22 protein-coding genes and 1 pseudogene are annotated in these 24,658 nt (G+C 63.6%); 11 read left to right on the top strand and 12 right to left on the bottom strand.

The features are described from left to right. Positions 1-401 precede the first annotated feature (401 nt). The gene (locus UP10_RS15040) at positions 402-803 is read left to right on the top strand and encodes a DUF2177 family protein (RefSeq protein WP_044588095.1); all 402 of its coding nucleotides are present in this window, start codon (positions 402-404) and stop codon (positions 801-803) included. Here the strand turns inward: UP10_RS15040 and UP10_RS15035 are convergent. The 3 genes from UP10_RS15035 to UP10_RS15025 are packed head-to-tail and all read right to left on the bottom strand — an operon-like array spanning position 792 to position 3,036. Beyond that, positions 792-1,607: a DUF1295 domain-containing protein gene (locus UP10_RS15035; protein ID WP_044588094.1), complete on the bottom strand. Its 816-nt coding sequence runs from the start codon at positions 1,605-1,607 to the stop codon at positions 792-794. The two genes, UP10_RS15040 and UP10_RS15035, sit on opposite strands and share 12 nt — an antisense overlap. Positions 1,608-1,627: 20 nt before the next feature. Beyond that, positions 1,628-2,281 carry a ChrR family anti-sigma-E factor gene (locus tag UP10_RS15030; protein WP_044588093.1) on the bottom strand — a complete coding sequence of 218 codons (654 nt, stop codon included), beginning with the start codon at positions 2,279-2,281 and terminating at the stop codon, positions 1,628-1,630. Then, a complete protein-coding gene (locus UP10_RS15025) occupies positions 2,278-3,036 on the bottom strand; it encodes a sigma-70 family RNA polymerase sigma factor (protein ID WP_245321746.1) in 759 nt (252 codons plus the stop codon). Before UP10_RS15025 ends, UP10_RS15030 begins: the two co-directional genes overlap by 4 nt. An 85-nt stretch (positions 3,037-3,121) precedes the next feature. Between UP10_RS15025 and UP10_RS15020 the strand changes: the two genes are divergently transcribed. From UP10_RS15020 to UP10_RS15005, 4 genes are all read left to right on the top strand, one after another. After that, positions 3,122-4,456, top strand: coding sequence for an NAD(P)/FAD-dependent oxidoreductase (locus tag UP10_RS15020; RefSeq protein WP_245321745.1), 1,335 nt, complete (start codon positions 3,122-3,124; stop codon positions 4,454-4,456). Further along, positions 4,453-5,256, top strand: coding sequence for a DUF1365 domain-containing protein (locus tag UP10_RS15015; RefSeq protein ID WP_044588090.1), 804 nt, complete (start codon positions 4,453-4,455; stop codon positions 5,254-5,256). Before UP10_RS15020 ends, UP10_RS15015 begins: the two co-directional genes overlap by 4 nt. After that, on the top strand, positions 5,246-6,484 hold the full coding sequence (locus UP10_RS15010) for an SAM-dependent methyltransferase (RefSeq protein WP_197086817.1): 1,239 nt from the start codon (positions 5,246-5,248) through the stop codon (positions 6,482-6,484). The genes UP10_RS15015 and UP10_RS15010 overlap by 11 nt, the downstream gene beginning before the upstream one ends. A gap of 242 nt (positions 6,485-6,726) precedes the next feature. Next, positions 6,727-7,761 (top strand): cysteine synthase A, encoded by a 1,035-nt coding sequence (locus tag UP10_RS15005; protein WP_044588089.1) that lies wholly within the window; start codon positions 6,727-6,729, stop codon positions 7,759-7,761. Between the two features lie 109 nt (positions 7,762-7,870). On the opposite strand, the gene UP10_RS15000 is transcribed toward UP10_RS15005, so the two are convergent. From UP10_RS15000 to UP10_RS14985, 4 genes are read right to left on the bottom strand one after another with little or no spacing between them, the layout of a single operon-like run. Next, positions 7,871-8,611: an amino acid ABC transporter ATP-binding protein gene (locus UP10_RS15000; RefSeq protein WP_044588088.1), complete on the bottom strand. Its 741-nt coding sequence runs from the start codon at positions 8,609-8,611 to the stop codon at positions 7,871-7,873. Positions 8,612-8,622: 11 nt separating this feature from the next. After that, the gene (locus tag UP10_RS14995) at positions 8,623-10,140 is read right to left on the bottom strand and encodes an amino acid ABC transporter permease (protein WP_044588087.1); all 1,518 of its coding nucleotides are present in this window, start codon (positions 10,138-10,140) and stop codon (positions 8,623-8,625) included. Further along, entirely contained in the window at positions 10,137-11,342 is a 1,206-nt protein-coding gene (locus UP10_RS14990; protein ID WP_044588086.1) for an amino acid ABC transporter permease, read from the bottom strand. The genes UP10_RS14995 and UP10_RS14990 overlap by 4 nt, the downstream gene beginning before the upstream one ends. 25 nt (positions 11,343-11,367) lie before the next feature. Next, positions 11,368-12,393 (bottom strand): amino acid ABC transporter substrate-binding protein, encoded by a 1,026-nt coding sequence (locus UP10_RS14985; protein ID WP_044588085.1) that lies wholly within the window; start codon positions 12,391-12,393, stop codon positions 11,368-11,370. A 319-nt stretch (positions 12,394-12,712) separates the two neighbouring features. Between UP10_RS14985 and metC the strand changes: the two genes are divergently transcribed. From metC to UP10_RS14960, 5 genes are all read left to right on the top strand, one after another. Then, the gene (metC, locus tag UP10_RS14980; protein WP_044588084.1) at positions 12,713-13,909 is read left to right on the top strand and encodes a cystathionine beta-lyase; all 1,197 of its coding nucleotides are present in this window, start codon (positions 12,713-12,715) and stop codon (positions 13,907-13,909) included. Positions 13,910-14,192: 283 nt separating this feature from the next. Next, positions 14,193-14,996 (top strand): Flp pilus assembly protein CpaB, encoded by an 804-nt coding sequence (gene cpaB / locus UP10_RS14975; protein WP_044542055.1) that lies wholly within the window; start codon positions 14,193-14,195, stop codon positions 14,994-14,996. Positions 14,997-15,012: 16 nt separating this feature from the next. After that, the gene (locus UP10_RS14970) at positions 15,013-16,488 is read left to right on the top strand and encodes a type II and III secretion system protein family protein (protein WP_082077124.1); all 1,476 of its coding nucleotides are present in this window, start codon (positions 15,013-15,015) and stop codon (positions 16,486-16,488) included. Between the two features lie 28 nt (positions 16,489-16,516). After that, positions 16,517-17,257 carry a CpaD family pilus assembly protein gene (locus UP10_RS14965; RefSeq protein WP_044588082.1) on the top strand — a complete coding sequence of 247 codons (741 nt, stop codon included), beginning with the start codon at positions 16,517-16,519 and terminating at the stop codon, positions 17,255-17,257. After that, entirely contained in the window at positions 17,254-18,525 is a 1,272-nt protein-coding gene (locus UP10_RS14960) for a CpaE/TadZ family protein (RefSeq protein WP_044588081.1), read from the top strand. The genes UP10_RS14965 and UP10_RS14960 overlap by 4 nt, the downstream gene beginning before the upstream one ends. A gap of 25 nt (positions 18,526-18,550) precedes the next feature. Here UP10_RS14960 and UP10_RS14955 read toward each other — a convergent pair whose 3' ends face one another. Together UP10_RS14955 and UP10_RS14950 are read right to left on the bottom strand one after the other, a co-directional pair. After that, complete coding sequence (locus UP10_RS14955; protein ID WP_044588080.1) at positions 18,551-19,375, bottom strand: tetratricopeptide repeat protein; 825 nt, start codon at positions 19,373-19,375, stop codon at positions 18,551-18,553. 170 nt (positions 19,376-19,545) lie between these two features. Continuing rightward, complete coding sequence (locus UP10_RS14950; protein WP_044542050.1) at positions 19,546-19,791, bottom strand: PilZ domain-containing protein; 246 nt, start codon at positions 19,789-19,791, stop codon at positions 19,546-19,548. Positions 19,792-20,028: 237 nt separating this feature from the next. Here UP10_RS14950 and UP10_RS14945 point away from each other — a divergent pair, with 237 nt between their 5' ends. Beyond that, a complete protein-coding gene (locus tag UP10_RS14945; RefSeq protein WP_044588079.1) occupies positions 20,029-21,717 on the top strand; it encodes a Na/Pi cotransporter family protein in 1,689 nt (562 codons plus the stop codon). A 60-nt stretch (positions 21,718-21,777) separates the two neighbouring features. On the opposite strand, the pseudogene dapA reads toward UP10_RS14945, so the two are convergent. From dapA to UP10_RS14925, 3 genes and pseudogenes are all read right to left on the bottom strand, one after another. Then, positions 21,778-22,677 (bottom strand): annotated as a pseudogene (dapA, locus tag UP10_RS45815) (4-hydroxy-tetrahydrodipicolinate synthase). An 18-nt stretch (positions 22,678-22,695) separates the two neighbouring features. Beyond that, a complete protein-coding gene (locus UP10_RS14930) occupies positions 22,696-23,982 on the bottom strand; it encodes a glycoside hydrolase family protein (protein ID WP_197086816.1) in 1,287 nt (428 codons plus the stop codon). After that, positions 23,900-24,577, bottom strand: a complete 678-nt coding sequence (locus tag UP10_RS14925) for a GntR family transcriptional regulator (RefSeq protein WP_044588270.1) — start codon at positions 24,575-24,577, stop codon at positions 23,900-23,902. The genes UP10_RS14930 and UP10_RS14925 overlap by 83 nt, the downstream gene beginning before the upstream one ends. Positions 24,578-24,658 lie beyond the last annotated feature (81 nt).

The following is a 24,658-nucleotide window of genomic DNA, read 5'->3' as shown; positions in this document are numbered from 1 at the left end:
ATTCCACCCCTGGCGCGCGCAAGGCGCATTTGGTGGTGGTCTGGGGGACGTTCACGGGGTGATGCTTCCAATGGAACCGGGCCGTTATACTACCCCATCAGAAGATGCGGCGGACAGCCCTCTCAAGACCCCTCAAGGTCGCAGCCGCAGGCGATTTCAGGCCGCCCGAACGTCGCACTTCCCTCTATTTTTATAGCCTTTCGCACCGTCCGCGCAGATGCGTCAGCGCCGCGATTCTTACAAGGAATTCATGGGGATTTCTCCGCGCTGTTGCATCGAATCCGCAGCCTGCAGCAGCCGAGCCGCTGTTGGTGCCATGATCCAGATGCCGCGGCCGATCGTTATCAGTTGGAGGCCGCAGTCCCGCGGTCGACAGCAGCATTCAATATTCGGGCTCCGACATGATCTATCCCTACGCCTACCTGTCGACCCTTCTGGTCTTCCTGCTTTGCGATATGGCCTGGCTTGGGACCATGGCGAGCCGATTGTACCGTCCGACGCTCGGCGACATCCTGCTGGCTGACGTCAACCTGCCACCGGCTGTGGCCTTCTACCTGATCTACCCGGCCGGGCTCGTCATCTTCGCCGTGCTTCCCGGGTTGAAATCCGAAAGCCTCACCCAGGCCGCACTCAGCGGCGCGCTGTTCGGCTTCTTCAGCTACCTGACCTACGACCTGACCAATCAGGCGACCTTGCGCAACTGGACGCTCCAGCTGACGCTGATCGATATCGCCTGGGGAACGCTGCTCGGCGGGATCGCAGCAGTGGCCGCCTGCTGGATCACGGGCAAGCTAACCGCCTGAGCCCAGTTTTGGGAACGGGAAGAACGGCCGCGTCCGCGCCTGGACGTCGCGGAATTGCTGGCCGCGGGAACGCAGCATGTGTTGCTCGAGCGGCGGGATGCCGGAGACGTAAACCAGAGCCCAGTACATGCAAGCCGGCGCCAGCAGCGTGATCCAGCCCGCGGCATAGGCCACATCGATCGCGATCACCGGATAGGCCAGCCAGCACAGCCATTCGAAGAAATAGTTCGGATGGCGCGACCATGTCCACAGACCGATCTCGCAGATCCGGCCGTGATTGGCCGGGTCTGACCGGAATTTGCGGAGTTGCCAATCCGACAAGGCCTCGCCGACCAAGCCGGCCAGCAGCAGCGCTGCGCCGAGGCCATCGCTGAGGCCCAGTTGCGGTCGCGGATTGTGCGCCGCGAGCGCGACCGAGACCGCGAGGATGAGCGCAACGGCGGCCTGAGCCTGCACCTGCAGGAACATCCGCATGTCGGCCGTAGCACCCCATTGATCGATCAGGTCGCGGTAGCGCGGATCATCGCCGACCCTCCAGGTCCGCGACAGGAGATGACCGCCAAGCCGGAGTGACCAGATCGCAACCAGCAGTGCGACCATCATCTGCCGCGCAGTCGGTCCCCCGCCTTCCGGAAACGGGACAAGGCTGGCGACGCCGGCGACTGCGCCAATCCCGAATGTCCAGCACACATCGATCCATCCGGTGTGCCCGCTACGCCGCTGGATCAGCCAAGCCGTCGTCATGACTGCAGACAGCGCGAACGCCATGATGGCGAGGTGGGACACCGCGTGGAGCAGACTCATGAGGCGTCGCCCGCCACCGGCTACATCCGGATCAGGGGCTGCAGCAGGCGGCCGATCAGTCCGTTCAGCTTCAGGTCTCCCTGCATCGCGACCAGACAGATGCAATCCTCTGCCGAATCGATCGTCACGTCGTGATCGACAGATCCGTCGCCGAAATCGAAATCGCCGGGCCCGAAATGGCCCCCGGCATGAACGAAGCTGCCTGACAGCACGCAGGTCATCTCAAAGCCGGTGTGGGTGTGGTCGATCATCTTCGTTCCCGGGCCGGACTTCAGAAGAAAGACCCGCGTTGCGCTCGGCTCAGCCAATCGGATCGGCCGCAAATGCACCTTCGGCGCAATCCATTTCCAGGAGCTGCCGGGATAGCCGTCAAGAAGCGACGGCAGGCCTGGGACATCGGTAAATCCGCGGGCCCTTGGCCGCGCCGGTGCGTCGGCAACGCGGACAGGCTCGTCCAATCTTCGCTGCAAAGCCTCAAGCGACCCGTCCGACATCGCGCTCGGCGGCAGTCCGGCCAGCACCGCGCCGCCAACATGCTCGATCGCGCGCACGGCGGCGCGGCACCTCGCGCAGCCGACCAGATGCGTGGCAACGGCAATATGCTGGCCAAGGTCGAGTACACCGGCCGCAAACGCCGCCAAGAACTCGTCCGGGGGATGATGATGGACCGTCATGAGAAGTCATCCAGCAAGCCACGCAGCCGGGCCATGGCCAGCCGCAAGCGTGATTTGACCGTCCCGAGCGGAATGTCGAGCGTCCGCGCGATCTCCGCATGGGCCCTTTCCTGAAAGAAGGACAGCTCGATCACCCGCAACTGTTCGTCCGGCAGCACGGACAGCGCATCCCGGACCCGCCCCTCGATCTGCGATGCACGGACACCGGCGTCGGGCCGCGGCCCCTCGTCGAGGCGAAACTCAAGTTCGACTTCGGACGTATCATGTGTCGGGGTTCGTTTCTGACGGCGGAGGGCGTCAATGCGCAGGTTGCGCGCGATCGTGAATATCCAGGCTGCGGCGCCAACGCTTGCGGGATCGAACAGGGCGGCCTTCGACCAGACCACGAGCAGCGCTTCCTGCGCCAGTTCGTCGGCGCTCTGCTCGCTCGCCCCGGAGCGTTGCATGAAGGTCTTTATGCGCGGCGCAAAATACCGGAACAGCGCCGCGAACGCCTCGCGATCCCGGCGGACCGCAATGGCTTCGATCAGCCGGGCCCATCTGGCGGCATCCGACGTCGCATCGCCGGGAATTTCACTCTGCATGCCGCGCGGGCACTCCCTGTCGCCGACACCTCTGCGACGTGAGTACCGGATCGCGCCCGGCCTGACCAGAGCGATGCCCCCGAAACAATGTCGTACGACCGCATGCATATTACGGGAACGTCGCCCGGCCACGGTTGGATCACAGCCGGTGATCCAACCCGCAAAGCCCATCGTTTCATTCCATAGAGCCGTCCGCGGAACCGGCCGGTGCATTGGCTGTGCCGCAGAGGGTTGAACCTTGAGGAGCGACATCAGGTTGAAGATTGCCGTGATCGGGACCGGGATTTCCGGCCTGTCGGCCGCGTGGCTGCTCCGCCAGCGGCACGACGTGACCATCTATGAAAAGTCCGATCGGATCGGCGGCCACTCGAACACCGTGACGGCGTCGATCAACGGCAAAAAAATCGCCGTCGATACCGGCTTCATCGTGTTCAACCGCAGGACCTATCCCAATTTGGCTGCGCTGTTTCAGCATCTGCGCGTGCCCACGCAGCCGTCGGAAATGTCGCTGTCGGTTTCCCTCAACGAGGGCGAACTTGAATATTCCGGAACCGGCCTTCGGGGGCTGCTGGCGCAGCCCGGGAATCTCCTGCGTCCGCGCTTTTGGTCGATGCTGCGCGACGTCGTCAGGTTCTACGATCACGCCACACGCGATGCCACGCTCCTGGGCAACGAGACGATCAGCCTCGGCGACTATCTCAAGCAAGGCGGTTACGGCTTAGCCTTCCGCGACGACCATTTGCTGCCGATGGCCAGCGCGATCTGGTCGGCTCCGCCGGATGAGATCCTCGCCTTCCCGGCCGCGACCTTCATCCGCTTCCATCACAATCACGGTCTGTTGCAACTGACGAGCCGGCCGCGTTGGGAAACCGTGACCGGCGGCAGCCAGGTCTATGTGCAACAGCTGATCCGATCGTTCGCCGACCGGATCAGGCTGGAATGCGGCGTGGTCAGCGTCCGACGCACCGCCAACCGCGTCGCGGTCACCGACATCAGCGGGGAAACCCGCTCCTACGATCACGTCGTGCTTGCGACGCATGCCAATCAGGCGCTCGCCGTCATCGACGCGCCAACACGGGACGAGATCGACCTGCTCGGCGCTTTCCGCTATAGCCGCAATCTTGCCGTGCTGCACTCGGATCCGAGCTTCATGCCACGGCGCCGCGCGGCGTGGTCGAGCTGGAATTACGTCGGCTGGCGCGAGCAATCCGATGCACCGGCCGGCGTGACCTATTGGATGAACCGCCTGCAGGGCATTGAAGGGCGCCTGCAGTTGTTCGTCACCCTCAACCCGTCCCACCCGCCGCATGCCGATACGCTGTACGACACCGAACTCTACGAGCATCCGGTGTTCGATGCCGCCGCGATTTCAGCACAGCGCCGGCTCTGGTCGCTGCAAGGCAAGGGCAATGTCTGGTTCTGCGGCGCGCATTTCGGCGCTGGCTTCCACGAAGACGGGCTGCAATCCGGCCTTGCGGTCGCCGAACAACTCGGCGGCGTGCGCAGGCCCTGGACCGTATCAGACGAATCCGGACGCATCGTGCTCGACAGCACCGCTCCCTCCGCGCCCGAGCCGGAGTTGCTATCATGACGCTGCACTCCAGCCTCTATCGCGGCAGCGTGATGCATCGACGGCTGCGGCCCAAAGTGCATCGTTTCCGCTACCGCGCCTTCTGGATGCTGCTCGATCTCGACGAGGTCCCGGCGCTTGCGTCACGGTTGCGGCTGTTCTCCCGCAACCGCTTCAACCTGTTCGCGCTGCATGATTCCGATCACGGCGACGGCAGCGCAACGTCGCTGCGCGTCCAGGCCGAAAGCAATCTGGCGCGAGCCGGGATCGACATCAAAGGCGGAGCGATCCGGCTGTTCTGCATGCCGCGGACGCTAGGCTACAGCTTCAATCCGCTCAGCATCTATTTCTGCTACCGGAGCTGCGGGCAGCTCGGCGCGATCATCTATCAGGTCCACAACACGTTCGGTGAGCGCCACGCTTACGTGGCGCCGGTCGAAGTCGACGCCGGAAATATCCGCCATGACTGCCGCAAGGCGTTCTACGTCTCGCCCTTCATGGACATGGGTATGGCCTATCGCTTCCGGCTGAACGAGCCAGGTCAGCAGTTTGCGCTCGGTATCGGGGCAAGCAAAGGCGGCCAAGCCGTGCTCAGCGCCTGCCTTACGGCATCGCGCGAGACAATCAGCGATGGAGCGCTGCTGCGTAATTTCCTGACGATCCCCCTGGTTACGGCCAAGGTCATGCTCGCGATTCATTGGGAAGCGCTGCGGCTTTCGCTGAAGGGCATGCGGCTGCGCGACCGCCCGCAAACATCCACTGACACCATCACGCTCGCCGCCATATCGCCCAAGCAACGGATCGATTCGCATGCACTCTGATCATCAGCAAACCGTCCCGGGCTTGCTCCCTGTTCGATGGCCCACCGTGCTGCGCGCGACGATCGGAGCAGTGTTGCGGCGGATGCTCGGCAGGCTCGACTGCGGCGAAATTCTAATCCAGGTGCCCGGCGAGCGCGGCATCGTGATCTCAGGCATGCGCGGTGGAGACCAGGCGCATATCAAGATCCACAGCTGGAAATGCATGCTGCGGCTGCTGGTCGGTGGCGATCTCGGTTTTGCCGAGGGGTTTCTCGCCGGCGAGTGGTCGACGCCAAACCTCCACGCCTTCCTGAGCGCGGCCGCGCCGCGATCGACCGGGGCCGCCTCGTTCGAGCGGCTGAGGCCGCCGCAGCCCCTCATTTGGCTCCGCCATGCCCTGCTCAACCGTAACACCAGGCGCGGCAGCCGGCGCAACATTCGCGCTCACTACGATCTCGGCAACGACTTCTACCACCTTTGGCTCGATCCGAGCATGACCTATTCGTCGGCGATCTACGCTTCACCTCATGAAACGCTCGAGCAGGCGCAACAGAACAAGCTGGATCGCGTGACCGAGTTGCTCGATCTCAGCGGTGGCGAGAGCGTGCTGGAGATCGGTTGCGGCTGGGGCGCGCTGGCGCAGCAGATCATCGCGCGAGCCGACTGCCATGTCACCGGCCTGACCCTGTCGACCGAACAGCTTGGCTACGCGCGCGAGCAATTGGCACGGCGCGGTCTCGCCGACCGGTCCGACCTGCGGATCGAGGACTATCGCGAGACCAGAGGCAGCTATGATCGTGTTGTCTCGATCGAGATGCTGGAAGCAGTCGGCGAAGCCTACTGGCCGCTGTTCTTCGACAATCTGCGGCAACGGCTCACACTCGGCGGTGTCGCGGTGGTGCAGGTCATCACGATCGACGAAAGCCGCTTCGAAAGCTATCGCAGGCGGCCGGAGTTCATCCAGCGCTACATTTTCCCTGGCGGAATGCTGCCGACCGCTGACATCGTTGAACAGCAGGTGAGGAACGCCGGACTGCGGCTTGTCTCGTCGGAGTTCTTCGCCGACAGCTACGCGCGCACTCTTGCAGAATGGCACGACCGGTTCATGGACACCTGGCCGTCGATCGAAGCATTGGGCTTCGATCTCCGATTCAAGCGGATGTGGGAGTACTATTTGGCGTATTGCAGGCTCGGCTTTGAGATCGGCGCCCTCAATGTGGGGCTGTACAAGGTCGAGCGACCGTCTTGAATTGATTGCATCCGGAGCGATCGCCGATTTGATGCGGAACGGCGATTTGCAGCAAGATTTGGCCAGATCGCAGCGCTCGCTCAAAACAATTTTCCATGCGATGCCCTGGCCTGCGCCACCGACTGGTTAACGCAGACTGTCCAATCAATTTCGCCGCAGTGCAAAAGCCTTCCCCTTTTGCGATGGGCACACTAGTTTCCGGCAGAAGCAAAACACTGACCGGCAAGAGAATACCCCCTGACATGACATTCAACAGAGACGTCATCGAAGCGATCGGCAATACGCCACTAATCAAGCTGCAGCGCGCGTCCGAGCTGACCGGCTGCACCATTCTCGGCAAGGCCGAGTTCATGAATCCCGGCCAGTCCGTCAAGGACCGCGCCGGCAAATGGATGATCCTGGAAGCCGAGAAGCGCGGTGAGCTCAAGCCGGGTGGGCTCGTGGTCGAGTCGACTGCGGGAAACACCGGCATTGGGCTGGCGGTCGTCGCGAGCGCGCGCGGCTACCGGACCTTGATCGTCATTCCGGAGACCCAGAGCCAGGAAAAGAAGGACTTCCTGCGGCTGTGCGGCGCCGAGCTCGTCGAGGCCCCGGCACTGCCCTTCTCCAATCCGAACAACTACGCGCACCTCGGCAAGCGGCTTGCCGATCAGCTCCGCAAGAGCGAGCCGAACGGCGTCCTGTTCGCGGACCAGTGGAACAACCTCGACAACGCCAAGGCGCACTACGAGTCCACCGGACCCGAGATCTGGGAGCAGACCGGCGGCAAGCTCGACGGTTTCATCTGCTCCGTCGGCAGCGGTGGCACGCTTGCCGGCATCAGCCGTTATCTGAAGGAGAAGAATCCCGGTATCACGACCGCCTGCGCCGATCCGCGCGGTGCTGCGATGTATGAGCTGTTCAAGCATGGCGAGCCCAAGGTGACGCCGGGCAGCTCGATCACCGAGGGCATCGGGCTTGGACGCATCACCCCGATCATCGAAACCGCAAAGGTCGACGACGCGTTCCTGATCCCCGACGAAGAAGCGGTGCTGGTGATCTACGAAATGCTCGAGCACGAGGGACTGTGCCTTGGCGGCTCGACCGGCATCAACGTCGCAGGCGCCATTCGCCTGGCCAGGAAGCTCGGTCCCGGCAAGACCATCGTCACGATCCTCTGCGACTCCGGCGGCCGCTACCAGTCAAAGCTGTTCAATCCGGACTTCATGCGTTCGAAGAATCTGCCGGTGCCGGAATGGCTCGAGAAGCGCAGCAAGATCGAGCTGCCGTTCGTGTGAGGCGAAAAGCGGCCTTGTAGGGTGGCAAAGCGAAGCGTGCCCACCATTTCTCGCGTGCCTCTGGATGGTGGGCACGGCGCAAAGAGGCGCCTTTGCCCACCCTACGCGATCATCTCAAGATCTGACTTAAGAACAGCTTCGACCGCGCGTGCTGCGGGTTGGCGAAGAATTCCTGCGGCGTGTTCGACTCGATGATCTGGCCGGCGTCCATGAACACGACGCGGTTGGCGACCTCGCGGGCAAAGCCCATTTCGTGGGTTACGACGAGCATGGTCATGCCTTCTTTGGCGAGGTCGACCATGGTGTCGAGCACTTCCTTGACCATTTCCGGATCTAGCGCCGAGGTCGGCTCGTCGAACAGCATCACCTTGGGATTCATGGTCAGCGCGCGCGCGATCGCGACGCGCTGCTGCTGGCCGCCCGACATCTGGCCCGGAAACTTGTTAGCCTGATGCGGGATCTTGACGCGCTCGAGGAACTTCATCGCGGCCGCCTCGGCATCCTTCTTCGGGATGTTGCGCACCCAGATCGGCGCCAGCGTGCAATTGTCGAGGACAGTCAGATGCGGGAACAGATTGAAGCTCTGGAACACCATGCCGACCTCGCGACGCACCTCGTCGACGCGGCGCAGGTTCGGACCCAACTCGATGCCGTCGACGACGATCTCGCCCTCCTGGAATTCCTCCAGCGCATTGATGCAGCGAATCAGGGTCGACTTGCCGGACCCCGACGGGCCGCAGATCACGATGCGCTCGCCCTTTCCGACCTCGAGTTTGATGTCGCGCAGCACGTGGAAATCGCCATACCACTTGTTGAGGCTGGAAATGTTGACGATCGGATCGGTGGACATGGTGACCCTGTTCAGTTGCGGCGATGGGCGTTGAGACGGTTTTCGACGAAGAGCGAGTAGCGCGACATTCCAAAGCAGAACACGAAATAGATCATCCCGGCGACGGCGAAACCGGTGAACGCGGTGGTCGGCGTTGTCCAGTTTGGATCGGCGAACGACGCCCGCAATGAGCCGAGCAGATCGAACAGCGCGACGATCGAGACCAGCGAGGTATCCTTGAACAGCCCGATGAAGCTATTGACGATGCCGGGGATGACGTAGCGCAGCGCCTGCGGCAGCACGATCAGTGACGTCGTCTTCCACCACGACAGGCCGAGTGCGGAAGCAGCCTCCGCCTGCCCGCGCGCCACGGCGGCGAGACCGCCCCTGATGACCTCGGCAAGATAGGCACCGGTAAACAGCGCCACCCCGATCAGGGCGCGCATCAAGCCGTCGATCGTGAAATTACCCGGCACGAACAGCGGCAGCATGTAGGTCGCAAAGAACAGGACCGTGATCAACGGCACGCCACGCCAGAATTCAATGAAGGTGATCGCGAAGATCCGGATCAGCGGAATGGTCGAGCGGCGGCCGAGCGCCAGCGCAATCCCGATCGGCATCGAGGCGACGATGCCGGTGATGGCGATGACCAGCGTCACCAGAAGGCCGCCCCACAGCCGTGTATCGACGATCGGAAAGCCGCCGTGGTCGAGTCCCATCAGCTTGATCGCGACAGCCATTCCGGCAAACGTCAGCAGGCTGCGGATCAGCACCCCGCGGCCGGTTCGGATGCCGCCGCCAAGACCAAACAGGATGGCCGAGACGATCACGGCCGTGACGAGAAAATCGCCCCACACCGGTTGGGATGATTGCAGCTGATCGTGCAGCCAGGTCAGCGGAAAGATCAGCCAGTGGATCAGGAGACCGACCAGGACGATGACCTTGCCGAGGCCCCAGAGCAGCGGGCCGATCGCCGAATTCTGGCTGAGATTGACCAGGAGTTCGCCAACTCCACTGATGCTCTGCTCGAACAGCTGCAGCAGGCCGGCGGTCCAGCTCACGCCGAAGCCGGCGATGCCGCCGCCATGCAGCAGGAAGAATGCCACCACCGGAAAAGCAAAGAAGAACAGGCCCGAGTTCAAGCCTTTTGCAGGCAGGCGCGGAATCAGCAGCGGCAGGAGTAGCGCGACACCGAGCAGGAAGGTCAGATTGACGCGCCAGCGCTCAGCTTCCGGATAGAAGCCATAGATGAGCTGGTTCAGCTTCGCCCAGACATAGGGCCAGCAGGCGCCGACGCTGTATCCCGCCGTCTCGGACAGGCAGGCCGTGCGATCCTTGCCGGTCCAGACCGCGTCGACCAGCAGGAACCTGAGCGCAGGAACGACGACGTACCAGACCAGCAACAGGCAGAGGATCGTGAGCAGGATGTTGGTCGGTGAATTCAACAGGCGCGAGCGCAGCACGCCGAAGAAGCCGGTGGTCTTCATCGGCGCCGGGCGTTCGGCGACCAGGTCCTGCCTGACAAAGGTCGATGCCGCGATATCCGTCATGCCGCCAGGCTCCGGTTGATGCGCCAGCCATAGATGCTCATGACGGCGCTCGTTGTCAGCGAGAGCAACAGATAGACGCCCATCGTCATGGCGATGATCTCAATGGCCTGCCCGGTCTGGCTTACCGCCGTGCCGGCAAAGACGGACACCAGATCCGGATAACCGATGGCGACCGCAAGCGACGAGTTCTTGGTGAGATTGAGGTACTGGTTGGTCAGCGGCGGCACGATGACCCGCATCGCCTGCGGCACCACGATCAGCCGCAGCGCTGTGCCGCGGCTCAGGCCGAGCGACGCGCCCGCCTCCATCTGTCCCTTGTGGACCGACATGATGCCGGCGCGCACGATCTCCGCGATGAACGACGCCGTATAGGTCGACAGCGCGACCGTCAGGGCAACGAATTCGGGGATGACCCGCGCCCCACCGGCGAAGTTGAAGCCCTTCAGTTGCGGCAGCTCGAAGATGAAAGGCCACCCGAAGATCAACGTCGCGACCAGCGGCAGGCCAACGATGAGACCCAGCACATAGGGCCAGATCCGGATCATCTGTCCCCGCTGGAATAGCGCGCGCCGCGCGTAGTACCGCACGCCCAGCGCCGCGATGATGCCGACCACGAGCACGGCCAGGAACGGATCGAGCCCCGGTTCGCCGACCGCCCGCGGTACGATCAGGCCGCGATTGTTGAGAAAGAACGTGCCCAATATCGAGATGCTCTGCCGCGGTCCCGGCAGCGCCGCCAGCACCGCGAGGTACCAGAACAGGATCTGGAACAGCAGGGGTAGGTTTCGGATGGTTTCGACGTAGATACCTCCGATCCGCGACACCAGCCAGTTCGGCGACAGCCGGCACAGGGCCACGATGAAACCGATCACGGTGGCGAAGAAGATGCCGATCACCGAGACCAGGAGCGTGTTCAACAGGCCAACGAAAAACACGCGCCAATAGGTGTCGGAATTTGTGTAGGCGATCAGGCTCTGACTGACGTCAAAGCCCGCATTGTAGTTGAGGAAACCGAAGCCCGACGCAATGTGCTGGGTCTGCAGGTTTGCGCGGGCGTTCGCCACGATCTCATAGGCGATCCAGGCCAGGATCGCGGCGAAGGCAATCTGGACGGCGAGCCCGTTCCAGCCGGCCTTGCCGCCAAGTGCACGCTTCAGCCTGAGCACAAACTGAAGCGGTGGATTTCGGGGCTCGATGCTCATCGCCGCAGCCGCGGGCCAGGACCGATCAGCGGATCGGCGGCGCGTACTGGATACCGCCCTTGTTCCAGAGATTGTTGACGCCACGGGCGATGCCGAGCGGCGATCCGGTGCCGACATTGCGCTCGAAGGTCTCACCGTAATTGCCGACCGCCTTCACGATGCGCACCACCCAGTCCTTGGTGAGGCCGAGCTGTTCGCCCAGATTGCCGTCGGTGCCCAGCACCCGCTTCAGTTCCGGCTTGTCAGATTTCAGCATCTCATCGACGTTTTTCTGGGTCACGCCGAGCTCCTCGGCATTGATCATTGCGAACAGCGTCCACTTCACGATGTCGAACCACTGGTCGTCGCCGTGACGCACCATCGGCCCCAGCGGTTCCTTGGAAATGATTTCCGGAAGCACGACGTGATCGGCGGGGTTCGCGAGCTTCAGGCGGCTGGCATAGAGCCCGGACGCATCGTCGGTGAAGACATCGCAGCGTCCGGATTCGTAAGCCTTGACGGTTTCGTCAACGGTGCCGAAAGCGATCACCTCGTACTTCATGTTGTTGCCCTTGAAGAAGTCGGCGAGATTCTGCTCGGTCGTGGTGCCGGTCTGCACGCAGACCGAGGCGCTGTTCAGCTCGAGCGCAGAATTGACCTTGAGCGACTTCTTCACCATGAAGCCCTGCCCGTCGTAATAGGTCACGCCGGTGAAATTGGCGCCGAGCGAGGTATCGCGCGACACCGTCCAGGTGGTGTTGCGTGACAGCACGTCGATTTCGCCGGATTGCAGCGCCGTGAAGCGGTCCTTGGCCGAGAGCGGCACGAACTTGACCTTGGTCGGATCGTTGAAAACCGCCGCCGCGAGCGCGCGACAGACGTCGACGTCGATCCCGGTCCAGTTTCCCTTGTCATCGGGCGACGAAAAGCCCGGCAGGCCCTGGCTGACGCCACAGGACAGCATGCCCCGGTCCTTGATGGTCTTGAGGGTTTGCGCCGAAGCGGCCTGAACCGACAGGGCAGCGGCGGCGGCGGCGGCGGCAAGGGTGAGAGCAAGGGAAACGCGTTTCATGGGCGGGGCCTTTCAGGGTCGACCGTGGACGATGCTTTTGTTCGCCTGGCGCTCACGGGCCAACCCGATGATCCCCTGCAGCAAGAAATGCTGGTCTGACCGGCAGTTTTACGTGCAAAACGGTCAGGCAAGGGATCGACGGTCGCGGCAGGCCCCTCAACGTGCGGCGACTGGTAGTTGCAGTGCATCACATAGCGACTGAGGGGCCGGGTCAAGGGGTTGACGCGCGTCTTCTGCGTCTTGTTAGTAATAACCCCCGGCGCGACCCCGTCCTCCCGACGCGTGGCGGCCGCGGCAAAAAGTCTAACGGCTGCGACCCATGACCTCCTCAGACGCCTCCACGCCCTCCCATCAGCAACATCCCGCAACCCGGCTGGTCACGGCCGGCCGTGACACCAAGGGCCAAAAAGGCTTCGTCAATCCCCCGGTGTTCCATGGTTCGACCGTGCTCTATCCGAGCGCCGAGGACCTCCACGCCCATCGCGCCGAATTCAGCTATGGCCGCCACGGCAACCCGACGACGCGGGCGCTGCAGGACGTGCTGATGGCGCTGGAAGGCCCGCGATGTGCCGGCGTCGGCCTCGCGCCGTCAGGGCTGGCCGCCGTCACCACCACGCTGCTCGCGGTGCTGAAGGCGGGCGACCATTTGCTGGTCTGCGACAATGTCTACCGGCCCACGCGCAACTTCTGCAGCGGCATGCTGGCGCGCTATGGCATCGAGACCAGCTATTTCGATCCCCTGATCGGCGCCGGCATCGCTGCGCTGTTCAAGCCGAACACCCGTGCGGTGCTGATCGAAGCGCCAGGCTCGCAATCCTTCGAGATGCCCGACGTCGCTGCGATATCTGCCGTCGCGCATGCCGGCGGCGCGCTCATGATCGACGACAACACCTGGGCGACCCCGCTCTATCACCGCTCGCTCGAGCAGGGCGTCGACATCAGCATGCAGGCCGCGACCAAATATATCGGCGGTCACTCCGACATCATGTTCGGCACCATCTCGGCGAACGCAAAGGCCTGGCCGCTGATCTCGGAGGGCATCCGCCTGCTCGGCGTCTATGCCGGGCCCGACGATGTGTATCTCGCGCTGCGCGGCGTCCGCACGCTGTCGGTGCGGCTCGCGCAGCACCACCGCTCCGGGCTTGACATGGCGCACTGGCTCGCAGCTCGGCCCGAGGTCGACCGCGTCCTGCACCCCGCCCTCGAAACCGATCCTGGGCACGCGATCTGGAAGCGTGACTTCACCGGCGCCTCCGGCCTGTTCAGCATCGTCCTGAAGCCGGTGCCGCAAAAGGCGGTCGACGCCCTGCTCGATACGGTCACGCTGTTCGGCATGGGCTTTTCCTGGGGTGGCTTCGAGAGCCTGATCGTGCCGTTCGACTGCAACGACTATCGCACCGCCACCAAATGGTCGCCGGGCGGACCGACGCTGCGGCTGCACATCGGGCTCGAGAGTGTCGACGACCTCAAGGCCGACCTCGATCGCGGATTTGCGGCGCTGAAGGCCGCGCTCTGATCCGCACACGCTGGGCGCGCGTTAGACGATATTAACCATGGTGGCGCTGCGCGGCTTCGCATCGCGATCGATGTCTTGCGCGTCGGTCACGCGCCGCCTCCGCGATTTTGCGGAGTCGCGATGGCGCCGATAACCAGCCGTTCACCATCCCCACCAATCCCTTAACCGGCCGGCCGCTCTGGCAAGTTCCCTTACACCTTTGCTGCCGTAGTCATGCTCCCGGGAAGGGCTGTCCGCCGCAAGGTCGCGACTGCCCGCTGTCAAGGGGCATTCAGACAATCGCATGAAGACCGCACGCATCGTGGTCCTGGCCATCGCCGGCGTAGCAGGCCTCGCGGCCACGTATCTCGCGAGCAGAACCGACAACAACAAGCCGGCTCCTGTCGCGCAGGTCGTCCAGCTTCCGACTGTCGAGGTGCTGGTGGCGAGGTCCGACATCGGCCTCGGTCAGACGGTCAAGCCCGAAGACGTGCAATGGCAGCGTTGGCCCGCTGAAGCCGCAAGCAACGGCTTCATGCGCCAGGACACCAATGCCGACGCCATGAAGGACGTCATCGGCGCGATTGCGCGCGCCCCCTTCATCGTCGGCGAACCGATCCGTGAGCAGAAGCTGGTCAAGGCCAACGGCAGCGGTTTCATGGCTGCGATCCTGCCTTCCGGCATGCGCGCGATCTCCACGGAAATCACGCCGGAGACCGGCGCCGGCGGCTTCATCCTGCCCAACGACCGCGTCGACGTCATCCTGTCGCGCCGGGAGAAGAATCCCGATCGCGGCGCTTCCGACGTCGTTGCCACCGAAACCCTGCTGACCAATGTCCGCGTGCTCGCGATCGACCAGGCGCCGAAGGAGAAGGATGGCAGCAACTCCCTCGTCGGCAAGACCGTGACGCTCGAGCTCAAGCCCGAACAGGCCGAGACGCTCGCCCGCGCCCGGCAAAGCGGCACCCTGTCGCTCGCGCTGCGCAGCATCGCCGACGGCAAAGACAATTCGGTCGAGGTCTCGACCAACGAACAGGCCCCGAAGCGGGGCGAGAGCATCAGTGTGGTTCGCTTCGGCATCCTCAGCTCTCAGGCGACACAGAAGTGATGTGGGGGACTTCGATATGATTTGGGGTGCAAAACAATTGACGGTACGGACCGGGCTGGTTCGCTTGCTGTCGTTTTCGGCGGTCGCCGCGCTGACGCTCGTCCCGACCCTGCCTGCGGCTAACGCAGCAGATTCGGACAAGACCGCGGACGTCGCGGTGACCAACAGCATTCCGGTGAAGATGCACTTCGTTTCACTCGGCGTCGGCAAGTCGGTGGTGGTCGACCTGCCGCGCGAGGCCAAGGACGTTCTGGTCGCCGACCCGAAGATCGCCAACGCGGTGATCCGCTCGGCGCAGCGCGCCTACATCATCGGTGCCGCCGTCGGCCAGACCAACGTGGTGTTCTTCGACGCCGACGGAAACCAGGTCGCCTCCTACGACATCGCCATCAAGCGCGACCTCAACGGCATGCGCGCCGCGCTGAAACAGATGCTGCCGGGCGTCAATATCGAAGGTGTTGGCGACAGCGTTGTGCTGACCGGCACGGTGTCGAGCCCGGTCGAGGCCCAGCAGGCCGGCGACGTCGCGGCAAAACTGGTCGGCAGCGCCGACAAGGTCGTCAACTCGATCGCGGTGCGCGACCGCGACCAGGTGATGCTGAAGGTGACCGTCGCCGAAGTGCGACGCGATGTCGTCAAGCAATTGGGCGTCGATCTCAGCGCCAGCATGAACTACGGCACCGCGGCGGTTGTCTTCAACAATAGCAACCCCTTCACCGCGAACAACGGGCCGCTCGTTTCCGGCAACGGAATCAGTACGTCGGCCCTGACCAAGGCGGGTCTGCCTTCGGTCACCGCGACATTGCGCGCGATGGAGAGCGCGGGCGTGGTTCGGACGCTGGCAGAGCCCAATCTGACGGCCATCTCGGGCGAGTCCGCAACTTTCGTTTCAGGCGGCGAGTTTCCGATTCCGACCGGCGTCACTTGCCAAACATCGGCGACGGGCACGATTGGAAACTGCGTCCAGACGGTCAGCTTCAAGAAGTTCGGTATCTCGCTCAACTTCACGCCGGTCGTTCTGTCGGAAGGGCGGATCAGCCTGAAGGTGATGACCGAAGTCTCCGAAGTCTCGATGGACAACGCGTTGACCGGCGGCGCCGGCGGAACGACCATCCCCTCGATCAAGACCCGCCGCGCGGACACCACTCTGGAAGTCCCGTCCGGCGGCTCGATCGCGATGGCGGGATTGATCCAGAAACAGACCAAGCAGGCCGTCAACGGAATGCCCGGTGTGGACCAGATCCCGATCTTTGGGCAGCTCTTCAGGAGCCAGGACTTCGTCAACGACGAGACCGAGCTCATGGTCATCGTGACGCCCTATGTGGTGCGTGCCGTCGCGCAGAAGGAGCTGTCCCGTCCGGATGACGGGTTCGCGCCCGCCTCCGACTCGCAGTCGGCGCTGCTGGCGCGCGTCAACCGCATCTATGGCGTTGCCGCTCGTGCCGAGCCGATCGGCGCCACGCCGGTCAATTTCGGCTTCATCATCGACTGATGCAGGGTTTGGGTTGGGGGATCGAACGATGACACGCAACACACAAGCCGGCCGCATCGGAACGCTGCCGCTGTTCGGCGCCCTCGTGATCACGGCGATCACGCTTGGCGGCTGCAACACCACAACCACCGATGTCGTGACCGGGACCGTCCCGGACGATTACCGGCAGCGCCATCCGATCGCTGTCACCGAAGGCGAACAATCCATCGTCGTGTTCGTCGGCCATGCCCGCGGCAACCTGACCGAGACACAGCGCGACGACGTCATGGGACTGGCCCGCACCTGGCGCCGCGAGGGAACCGGATCGATCGCCGTCGACGTGCCGGTGGATACGCCGAACTCGCGCGCCGCACAGTCGGTTTATCAGGAGATCCGGGGACTGCTTGCGTCGATGGGCGTGCCCGCCCACGCCATCACCAAGCGGACCTACCACACGGACGATCCGCGCGCGCTTGCCACCGTCCGCCTGAGCTATCCCAAGATGGCCGCAGTCGCCGGCCCCTGCGGGCTGTGGCCGGCCGATCTCGGCCCCAACCTGTACGACCCTGCCTACAATGAGAACAAGGAATATTACAATTTCGGCTGCGCCACCCAGCGCAACATGGCGGCGATGGTCGACAATCCATCCGACCTCGAACAGCCGCGCAGCGAGACCGCGCCCTATGCGCCGCGCCGCGCGATCGCGTTCGAGAAATATCGCAAGGGCACCGCGACCGCGACCGCCTATCCCGACACCGACAAGGCCAAGCTGAGCGACGCAGGCAAATGACCGCCCAACCCCACGACGAGCAACCGCACGCCAACGATTACATCGCGCCGGCGCCACGCATCTCGGTGCAGGCCTTCTGCGCCAGCGTTGCCACGGCAACGACCGCACGCGCCGCCGCCGAGGACCGCCGGCTCGCCAAGGCTCACCTCACCGTCCATATGGGCGGCATCGCCGCGGCGGTGGATACCTATCACAAGGCTCCGACGCCCAACGTCATCGTGCTGGAAACCGAGCCGGACAAGGATTTCCTCGCCGGCCTCGACGATCTCGCCGGGGTCTGCGATCCCGGCACCCGCGTCGTCGTGCTCGGCAATGCCAGCGATGTCGCGCCGTATCGCGAGCTGGTGCGCCGCGGCGTCAACGACTACGTCATCGGGCCGGTGCAGGTGCTCGACATCGTGCGCTCGATCTGCAGCCTGTTCTCGGCGTCTGAAGCCGTCTCCGTCGGCCGCCTGATCGCGGTCGCCGGCGCCAAGGGCGGCGTCGGCGCATCGACCGTTGCGCACAACGTCGCCTGGACCATCGCGCGCGACATCGGCCTCGACTCCGTCGTCGTCGATCTCGACCTCGCCTTCGGCACCGCCGGCCTCGATTACAACCAGGATCCAACGCTGGGCATCGCCAACGCGGTGTTCTCGCCCGAGCGGCCCGATACCGCCTATATGGAGCGCCTGCTCTCCAAATGCGGCGACCATCTCAGCCTGCTGGCGGCCCCGGCCACCCTCGACCAGGTCTACGATTTCGGCGCAGACGCGTTCGATGCGATCTTCGATACGATGCGCATGACCACGTCATGCATCGTGCTCGACGTCCCGCATCAATGGACCGCCTGGACCAAGCGCGTGCTGGTCGGCGCCGACGACATCCTGATCGTCGCCGAGCCTGATCTCGCCAACATGCGCAACGCCAAGAACATGATGAACCTGCTGAAGGCGTCCCGCCCCAACGACCGGCCGCCGCTTTACTGCCTGAACCAGGTCGGCATGCCGAAGCGCCCGGAAATTGAGGTCAAGGACTTCGCCAAGACGATCGAAAGCCAGCCGATCGCGACGATTCCGTTCGATTGCCGGCTGTTCGGTGAGGCCGCCAACAACGGCCAGATGATCGCGGAAGTCTCCGCGCGTCACCGCACCACGAAGACCTTCCTGCAGATCGCGCAGCGCCTGACCGGCCGTCCGGACCTCGCTGAAGCGCGCGAGTCCTTCCTGTCGCCAATCCTCAAGAAGCTGCAGGGGCGTCGCGACGACGGACGCAGGGCCGCAGGATGATCGCCGCCGTTACTGGCTGGTGCGCCTAATCGTTGCGGTGGCTGGCGATCGGAATCTTGTCCGTATCGGTCCGGCTCGCGTCCTTCCGCGACAGCAGCCGCTTCAGCGCGGCGACATTGGCCGCCCCCTCCTCCGGTGCCAAATCGGCCTTCATGATGGTTTCGGCCTCGGACTGACGGCCCTGCAGGCCGACCACGACGGCCAGATTGGTTCGCACGCGCATGTCGCCGGGTGCGTGCTCCCGGGCACGGCGCAACGTCTCCTCGGCCTTCGGCAGGTCCTTGGAGAGCAGGTAGGACAGGCCGAGATTGGAGAGCACCGAAGGCTCGTCCGGCCTGATCTTCAGCGCGCTGGTGTAATACTGCCGCGCCTCGTCATGGCGATCGAGCTGATCGAGCGCGGCGCCCTGCGCGGAGAGGATTCGCCAGTCCGGATCTTCCGGGGTGTGGGCCCGCCCGAGCACGTCGAACGCCTGCTGGAAATTGCCGTTGTCGGCGAGCGCGCGTCCATAGCCCGCGAGCAGCGCCTTGTTGCCGGGCTGGGCCATCACCGCCTGCTCGAGTATCGCGACCGCCTGCGCCCGCTGGCCGGTGGCGCGCAACGCCTTGGCGTATTTCAGCGTGGCGTCGGCATCCTTGGGGTTGGCGCGGACCCGATCGCGATAGGTCTCGATATCGCCGCGGGGATCGGCAGAAGCCTGGCTGGGCTCCGCCTTGTCGCCCAATGACCCGGTGATGTCAGACGGCCCCGAGGTCTGGCAAGCGGACAACCCGATCAACAGGATCGCGGCCGAGGCCACACAAGCGAGACGGCTCGCGCAGCTTATTTGTCGGGGTGATTTCGGGAGCATCAACAGGGACTCGGAACACCAAAGGTTCCGCGATGCTCACAGCTTAACCCTAAGTTCCGGTTAAGTTTGGTATCATGGCGCCGTCATGTCAGCACCGCCGAAATCGCCGGGAGGCGACGCCGGTCGCAGCGAGGCCGCCGCTTTTGCGGCCTCTTCTGTCAATCGCGCGATCAGTCGACGAACTGGGCGCCGAATTCGTGCCCGATCCGCCAGGCCAGACGGCATTGGCGCGGGCCGCCGGACGACAGGATAATGGTGAATTCCTCTGGAATCTCTAGATATTCGGCGATCACCTTGACGCCGCCGGACGAGATATCGGTAATCATGCAGTCACGCGGCAGCGAGCCCGTCCCCATCTGGATTTTGGCGACATTTCGGCACGCACGGCGTTCGCTCTGGCGGCGATTTGCAAACATTCTGATCCCCAAGCCTTTGTTGGACAATCTTCGTTCCCTCAGTGATAGCGGGGAAAGATTGGGAACTGCCTAGTGGAACATCTCGCAATTGAGCAGTTGTCTTCCGGGTTCATTTACCGCACGCGCCGCAGAGCCTGCCCCAGGCGGGTTCCGAAGAGAACAAAAAGGGGTTGATCCCCGGTCATTTGGCGGTAGCGTGACCCCTTCGACTCGATTTTCCAGGGGATGCCAACACGCATGGGAAGCCTTGTTCTGCTCGATCTGATGGGGGGCGTCGCGCTGCTGCTGTGGGGCCTTCACATGGTCCACAGCGGGATTTTGCGCGCCTTCGGCCCTGACCTGCGGCTGCTGCTGGCCAAGGCGCTGAACAACCGGTTCACCGCCTTTGCCGCTGGCCTCGGCCTGACCGCCCTGCTCCAGAGCTCGACCGCGACCGCCCTGATCACGAGTTCCTTCACCGCGGAAGGGCTGGTCAGCCTGGTGCCGGCGCTTGCGATCATGCTGGGCGCCAATGTCGGCACCACCCTGATCGTGCAGGTCCTGTCGTTCAATGTCGCGGCCGTCGCGCCGGTGCTGTTCATCCTCGGCCTGGTCGCGTTCCGCAGCGGGCCGCGTTCCCGGATCAAGGACATCGGCCGCGTCGCGATCGGGCTCGGCCTGATGCTGTTGGCGTTGCACATCCTGCTCGACACCATGGCGCCGGCCGAGAACGCGCCCGGCGTGCGGGTCTTCCTGAGTGCGATCACCGGCGACCCCGTGCTCTGCATCCTGATCGGCGCCGTTGTCACGTGGCTGGTGCATTCCAGCGTCGCCAGCGTGCTGCTGGTGATGTCGCTGGCCTATTCCCAGTTCATTTCGCCCTATGCGGCGTTTGCGCTGGTGCTCGGTGCCAATCTCGGCAGCGCGATCAATCCGCTGATGGAGGGCGCGCGCCGCGACAATCCGGCGAGCTATCGCCTGCCCCTCGGCAATCTCGTCAACCGCGTCGTCGGCATCCTGCTGGTGGCGCCGTTCCTGCGTCCGATCACCGAGCACATTCATGCCTGGCAGCCGGATCTGGCCAAGGCAACCGCGCAATTCCACGTCGTCTTCAACGTCGCGACCGCGATCCTCTTCATCGGATTCCTCGACAGCATGGCGCGGCTACTGAAGCGGCTGTTGCCGAAGCGCATACAGGAGACCGATCCGTCACGGCCGCGCTATCTTGACGAGAGCGCGCTGGAGACGCCCTCGCTTGCCTTGGCCGACGCCTCGCGCGAGGTGCTGCACATGGGTGACCATGTCGAAATCATGCTGCGCAAGGTGATGGCGGCGATGATGACCAACGACCGCGCCCTGGTCGACCAGGTGTCGCGGATGGACAACAACGTCGACAGCCTGAACGAGGCGATCAAGCTCTACGTGACAAAGCTCACCCGCGGCAGCCTCGACGAGCGCGAGGGCCAGCGCGCCATGGAGATTGTCGCCTTTGCGATCAACCTGGAGCATATCGGCGACATCATCGACAAGAATCTGAGCGAGCTCGCGACCAAGAAGATCAAGCGCCGCCTGCAATTCTCCAGCGAAGGCGCCGAGGAATTGTCCGCATTCCACAAGCGGACGATCGACTCGCTGCGGGTCGGATTCGGCGTGTTCATGTCCGGCGATGTCACCGAGGCGCGCAAGCTGCTCGCCGAGAAGGCCGCGTTGCGCACGGCCGAACTGGCCGCCACCGAACGGCACCTCGATCGGTTGCGTGAAGGCCGGCCCGAAACCATCGAGACCACGTCGCTGCATCTCGACGTGCTGCGCGACCTCCGCCGCATCCATTCGCACATCTGCTCGGTCGCCTATCCCGTGCTCGACGCCACCGGCGAGACCGCGGCCGATCGCGCCAGCGCGGCGGTGGCCGCAGACCTTCCGGCGCCGGCACCCGGCCGATCCTGACCACAGCGTTTCAAGGCGCATTCGCGGAAGGGCGGCGTGCTTGGCATCGCCTGTGCCGACTTAGGGCTGTTCGAACGAGATAGCATCCAACCTTTGCAGGGCGATCTTCGCCCGCTCCAGGTTCGCCGCCGTTGCGCGTTGCAGGGGAGCGCGAGCCCGACCTACCTGATATCCGATCAGTGCCATTGCGTCCTTGAGTGGCCCTGGATGATCAGCCGTGTAAAGGGCCTCCACCAGCGGCAGGAGTGCGTAATGCGCGGCACGCGCAATGGCTATATTGGAATTGACCGTGGCTTCGAACACCTTTTGGTGAAATGCGGGAATCAAGTTTGCCGTCGTGAAGATGCCGCCGGGACTTCCCAGGAGAAATGTCGGAAAGCCGAGATCGTCGTCTCCTGACATGATCGCGATGCGATCCCCGACGGCCCTGATCTTTGTGGCGACGACGGCGAGATCGCGTTCTCATTCCTTCAGCGCGACGATGGACGAAATCGTCGTCAGCTTCTCCAACGCGGCTACGTCGAGCGAGATTCCGGTTCGGGATTGGTTGTTGTAGGCAACGATTGGAATGTCCGCGACGTCCGCCACACGCACAAAGTGTTCATGGATGCCGGTGGCGCTCGGCTTGATGTAGTAACAGGGCAAGACAAGCGCAGCACTGGCACCGGCTTTGGCGGCGCGGCGCACCGTCTCCTGAACCTCGCGCGTCCCCGGAGCCAAAGCACCGATGATGACCGGTACACGCTCCGCTACCTGATCTATGGCGACCTCAATCACGCGTTCCCGCTCAGCAGGTGTGAGGCTAACAAACTCACCGCTTCCGCCGATGACGAGCAGGCCAGCCACGCCGGCGTCGACCTGAAAGTCGATCAGCCTGCGAAATGTCGGCTCGTCGAATTCATCCAACTCCGTAAACGGGGTGACGATGGCCGTGTAGATTCCCCTCGGCGTGAATTTCATGATGTTGCTTTCCTCTGTTCAACGGCTGCCGGAGGCGTCGAGTGCAAGGATAGACCAGTCGTTCGACAACTCGCGGAACAGGCATTCGGCGATCCAATAATTGCCATAAGGCATGACGTCCTCCTGCGGGAATCGCCCGAGCCGCGGCTTGCCTGCCTCGACGTGCCGCATCCGTCCCCACGTTCCGTGCAGCACGACGCCGCCGGCGGTGAGGAAATTGGAAAGCAGTGCCTTAAGGGTTTCTCGGGCGACGGTTCGATATCGGTCGGCTCTATCTGGAAGCCACCGCGCGAGCCGCAGCAGGACAGCGGTCGCGATACAAGCGGCACAAGAGTCGTATGGTAGATTCTCACGGTTCGGATCGTGATAATCGTAGCGCGGCACCCAGCCCTGAGGTGCATTGTCCACATACCAATCGGCCGCCCGCAGCGCCGCCTCAAGATACTGCGATTGCCGACCCGACTCATAGGCATGAGCAAAGCCCAGCATTCCCCAGGCCTGCCCGCGCGCCCAGACACTATCGTCGCTCCACCCTTGCAGGCTGAAGAGGCCCGTCACAGCGCGGGTCTCCGAATCGAGCGCCGCTGCGTGACAGGTCGAGCCGTCAGCACGAAGCAGCCCTATTTCAAGCACGGTAACGAGATGGCGATACGCCAGGGCGGCGCGGTCCGGCTCCCACTGTGAAGCCCACAGCATCGATGGAAGGTTGAGGCCGGTATCGATGACGATACGGTTCGCGCCGGCGATCTGGAGAAACGCGCCAGCCTTCCGGTCGAAGATGTTGGCGAAATTCTCTCCGCCGGAAAACGCCCATCGCCGGAGCTCTTCGCGCTTCGAGATCTGATAGCCCAGCGTGAGAGCGTAATACACGTCGAGGCCGGTCGAGGAAAACACCGTCGGATGCTTCGCGAGAACGGGGCCGATACGATCACAAATCTGCATGGCCGCGTCGCCATAACGCTGGTTTCGCGTCAGCTCTTGCAGGAGCCACAGTCGGCCGGCCAGGAAGCCGGCCCATTGAAAGTTCGACCAGCTATCCCAGACATACTCTCGGTCCCACGCATAGCCGCCGGTCATGGAATTCAGGCGGGGGACCCCGCCACTTGGCGGCATCTCCTTGCAAATTGCATCAGCGCCCGCGCAGAGAGATTCGAGCGCATGCCCAAGCAATTGTCGGTAGCCGTGGTCCATTTTCCGCCATTTGATCTTGACTTGGCTTCGTTCAATCAGTCCCGTCAGCTTCAGCGACAAGTCGGTCACGCGCGCCGCGCACGTGTGCAGATGCAAGGCGCTCGGCTCGATCACCATCCCGCTCAGCGATGGCATCGATGAGCGCGAGATGCTCTGCGTGAATCTCGCCCGCGCGACGGCTGGTTAAGGTGGCAAGACCTACCACCATCACATGCTTGATCTGATTGCGAAGACTCTCGAGCAAGCGGTGGAGCTCCGCAGAGCCCGCGGCTTCAGCAACGGCCGCATGAAAATCGATCGCTTTACCGAGGACTGCCGGATCGTCTCCTGCTTCGGAGGCGATCGTCGCGTCGTTCAAGTCATCAGCCCTTCGTCGCAGTCCTGCCACCAGAGCCGGCGTTGCCTTCTCGGCAGCCCAGCGCGCCGCAATCCCCTCCAGCGCAGATCGGATCGTATAAACCTGACGGATTTCCTCAGGGGACGGCTTCCGGACGACTGCGGATCTGTTGGGCCGACTGTCCACCAGCCGTTCTTGCTCGAGCTGAAGCAACGCCTCGCGGATCGGCGAGCGACTGACCGACAATTGTTGCGTCAGTACGTTCTCGTGGAGCGGATCCCCCGGCCGCAAGGACCCATCAAGAATCGCGTTTCGAAGGATGTTGGCCACTGAGTCGCCTAACGCCATGCGCGCCGGGGGTTTCAGGTCCATCTTGCGTCCAGTCATCCTGTCGAGGATCGATTGTCGACAGGATACAGGCGTGCTCGGTTTCGTCAACCCCGCTACGAGGGA

The organism is Bradyrhizobium sp. LTSPM299 (assembly GCF_000938235.1).
GTDB lineage: Bacteria > Pseudomonadota > Alphaproteobacteria > Rhizobiales > Xanthobacteraceae > Bradyrhizobium.
Note: the sequence above shows the minus strand (reverse complement) of the source record. Positions and strands in the feature narration are given on the sequence as shown.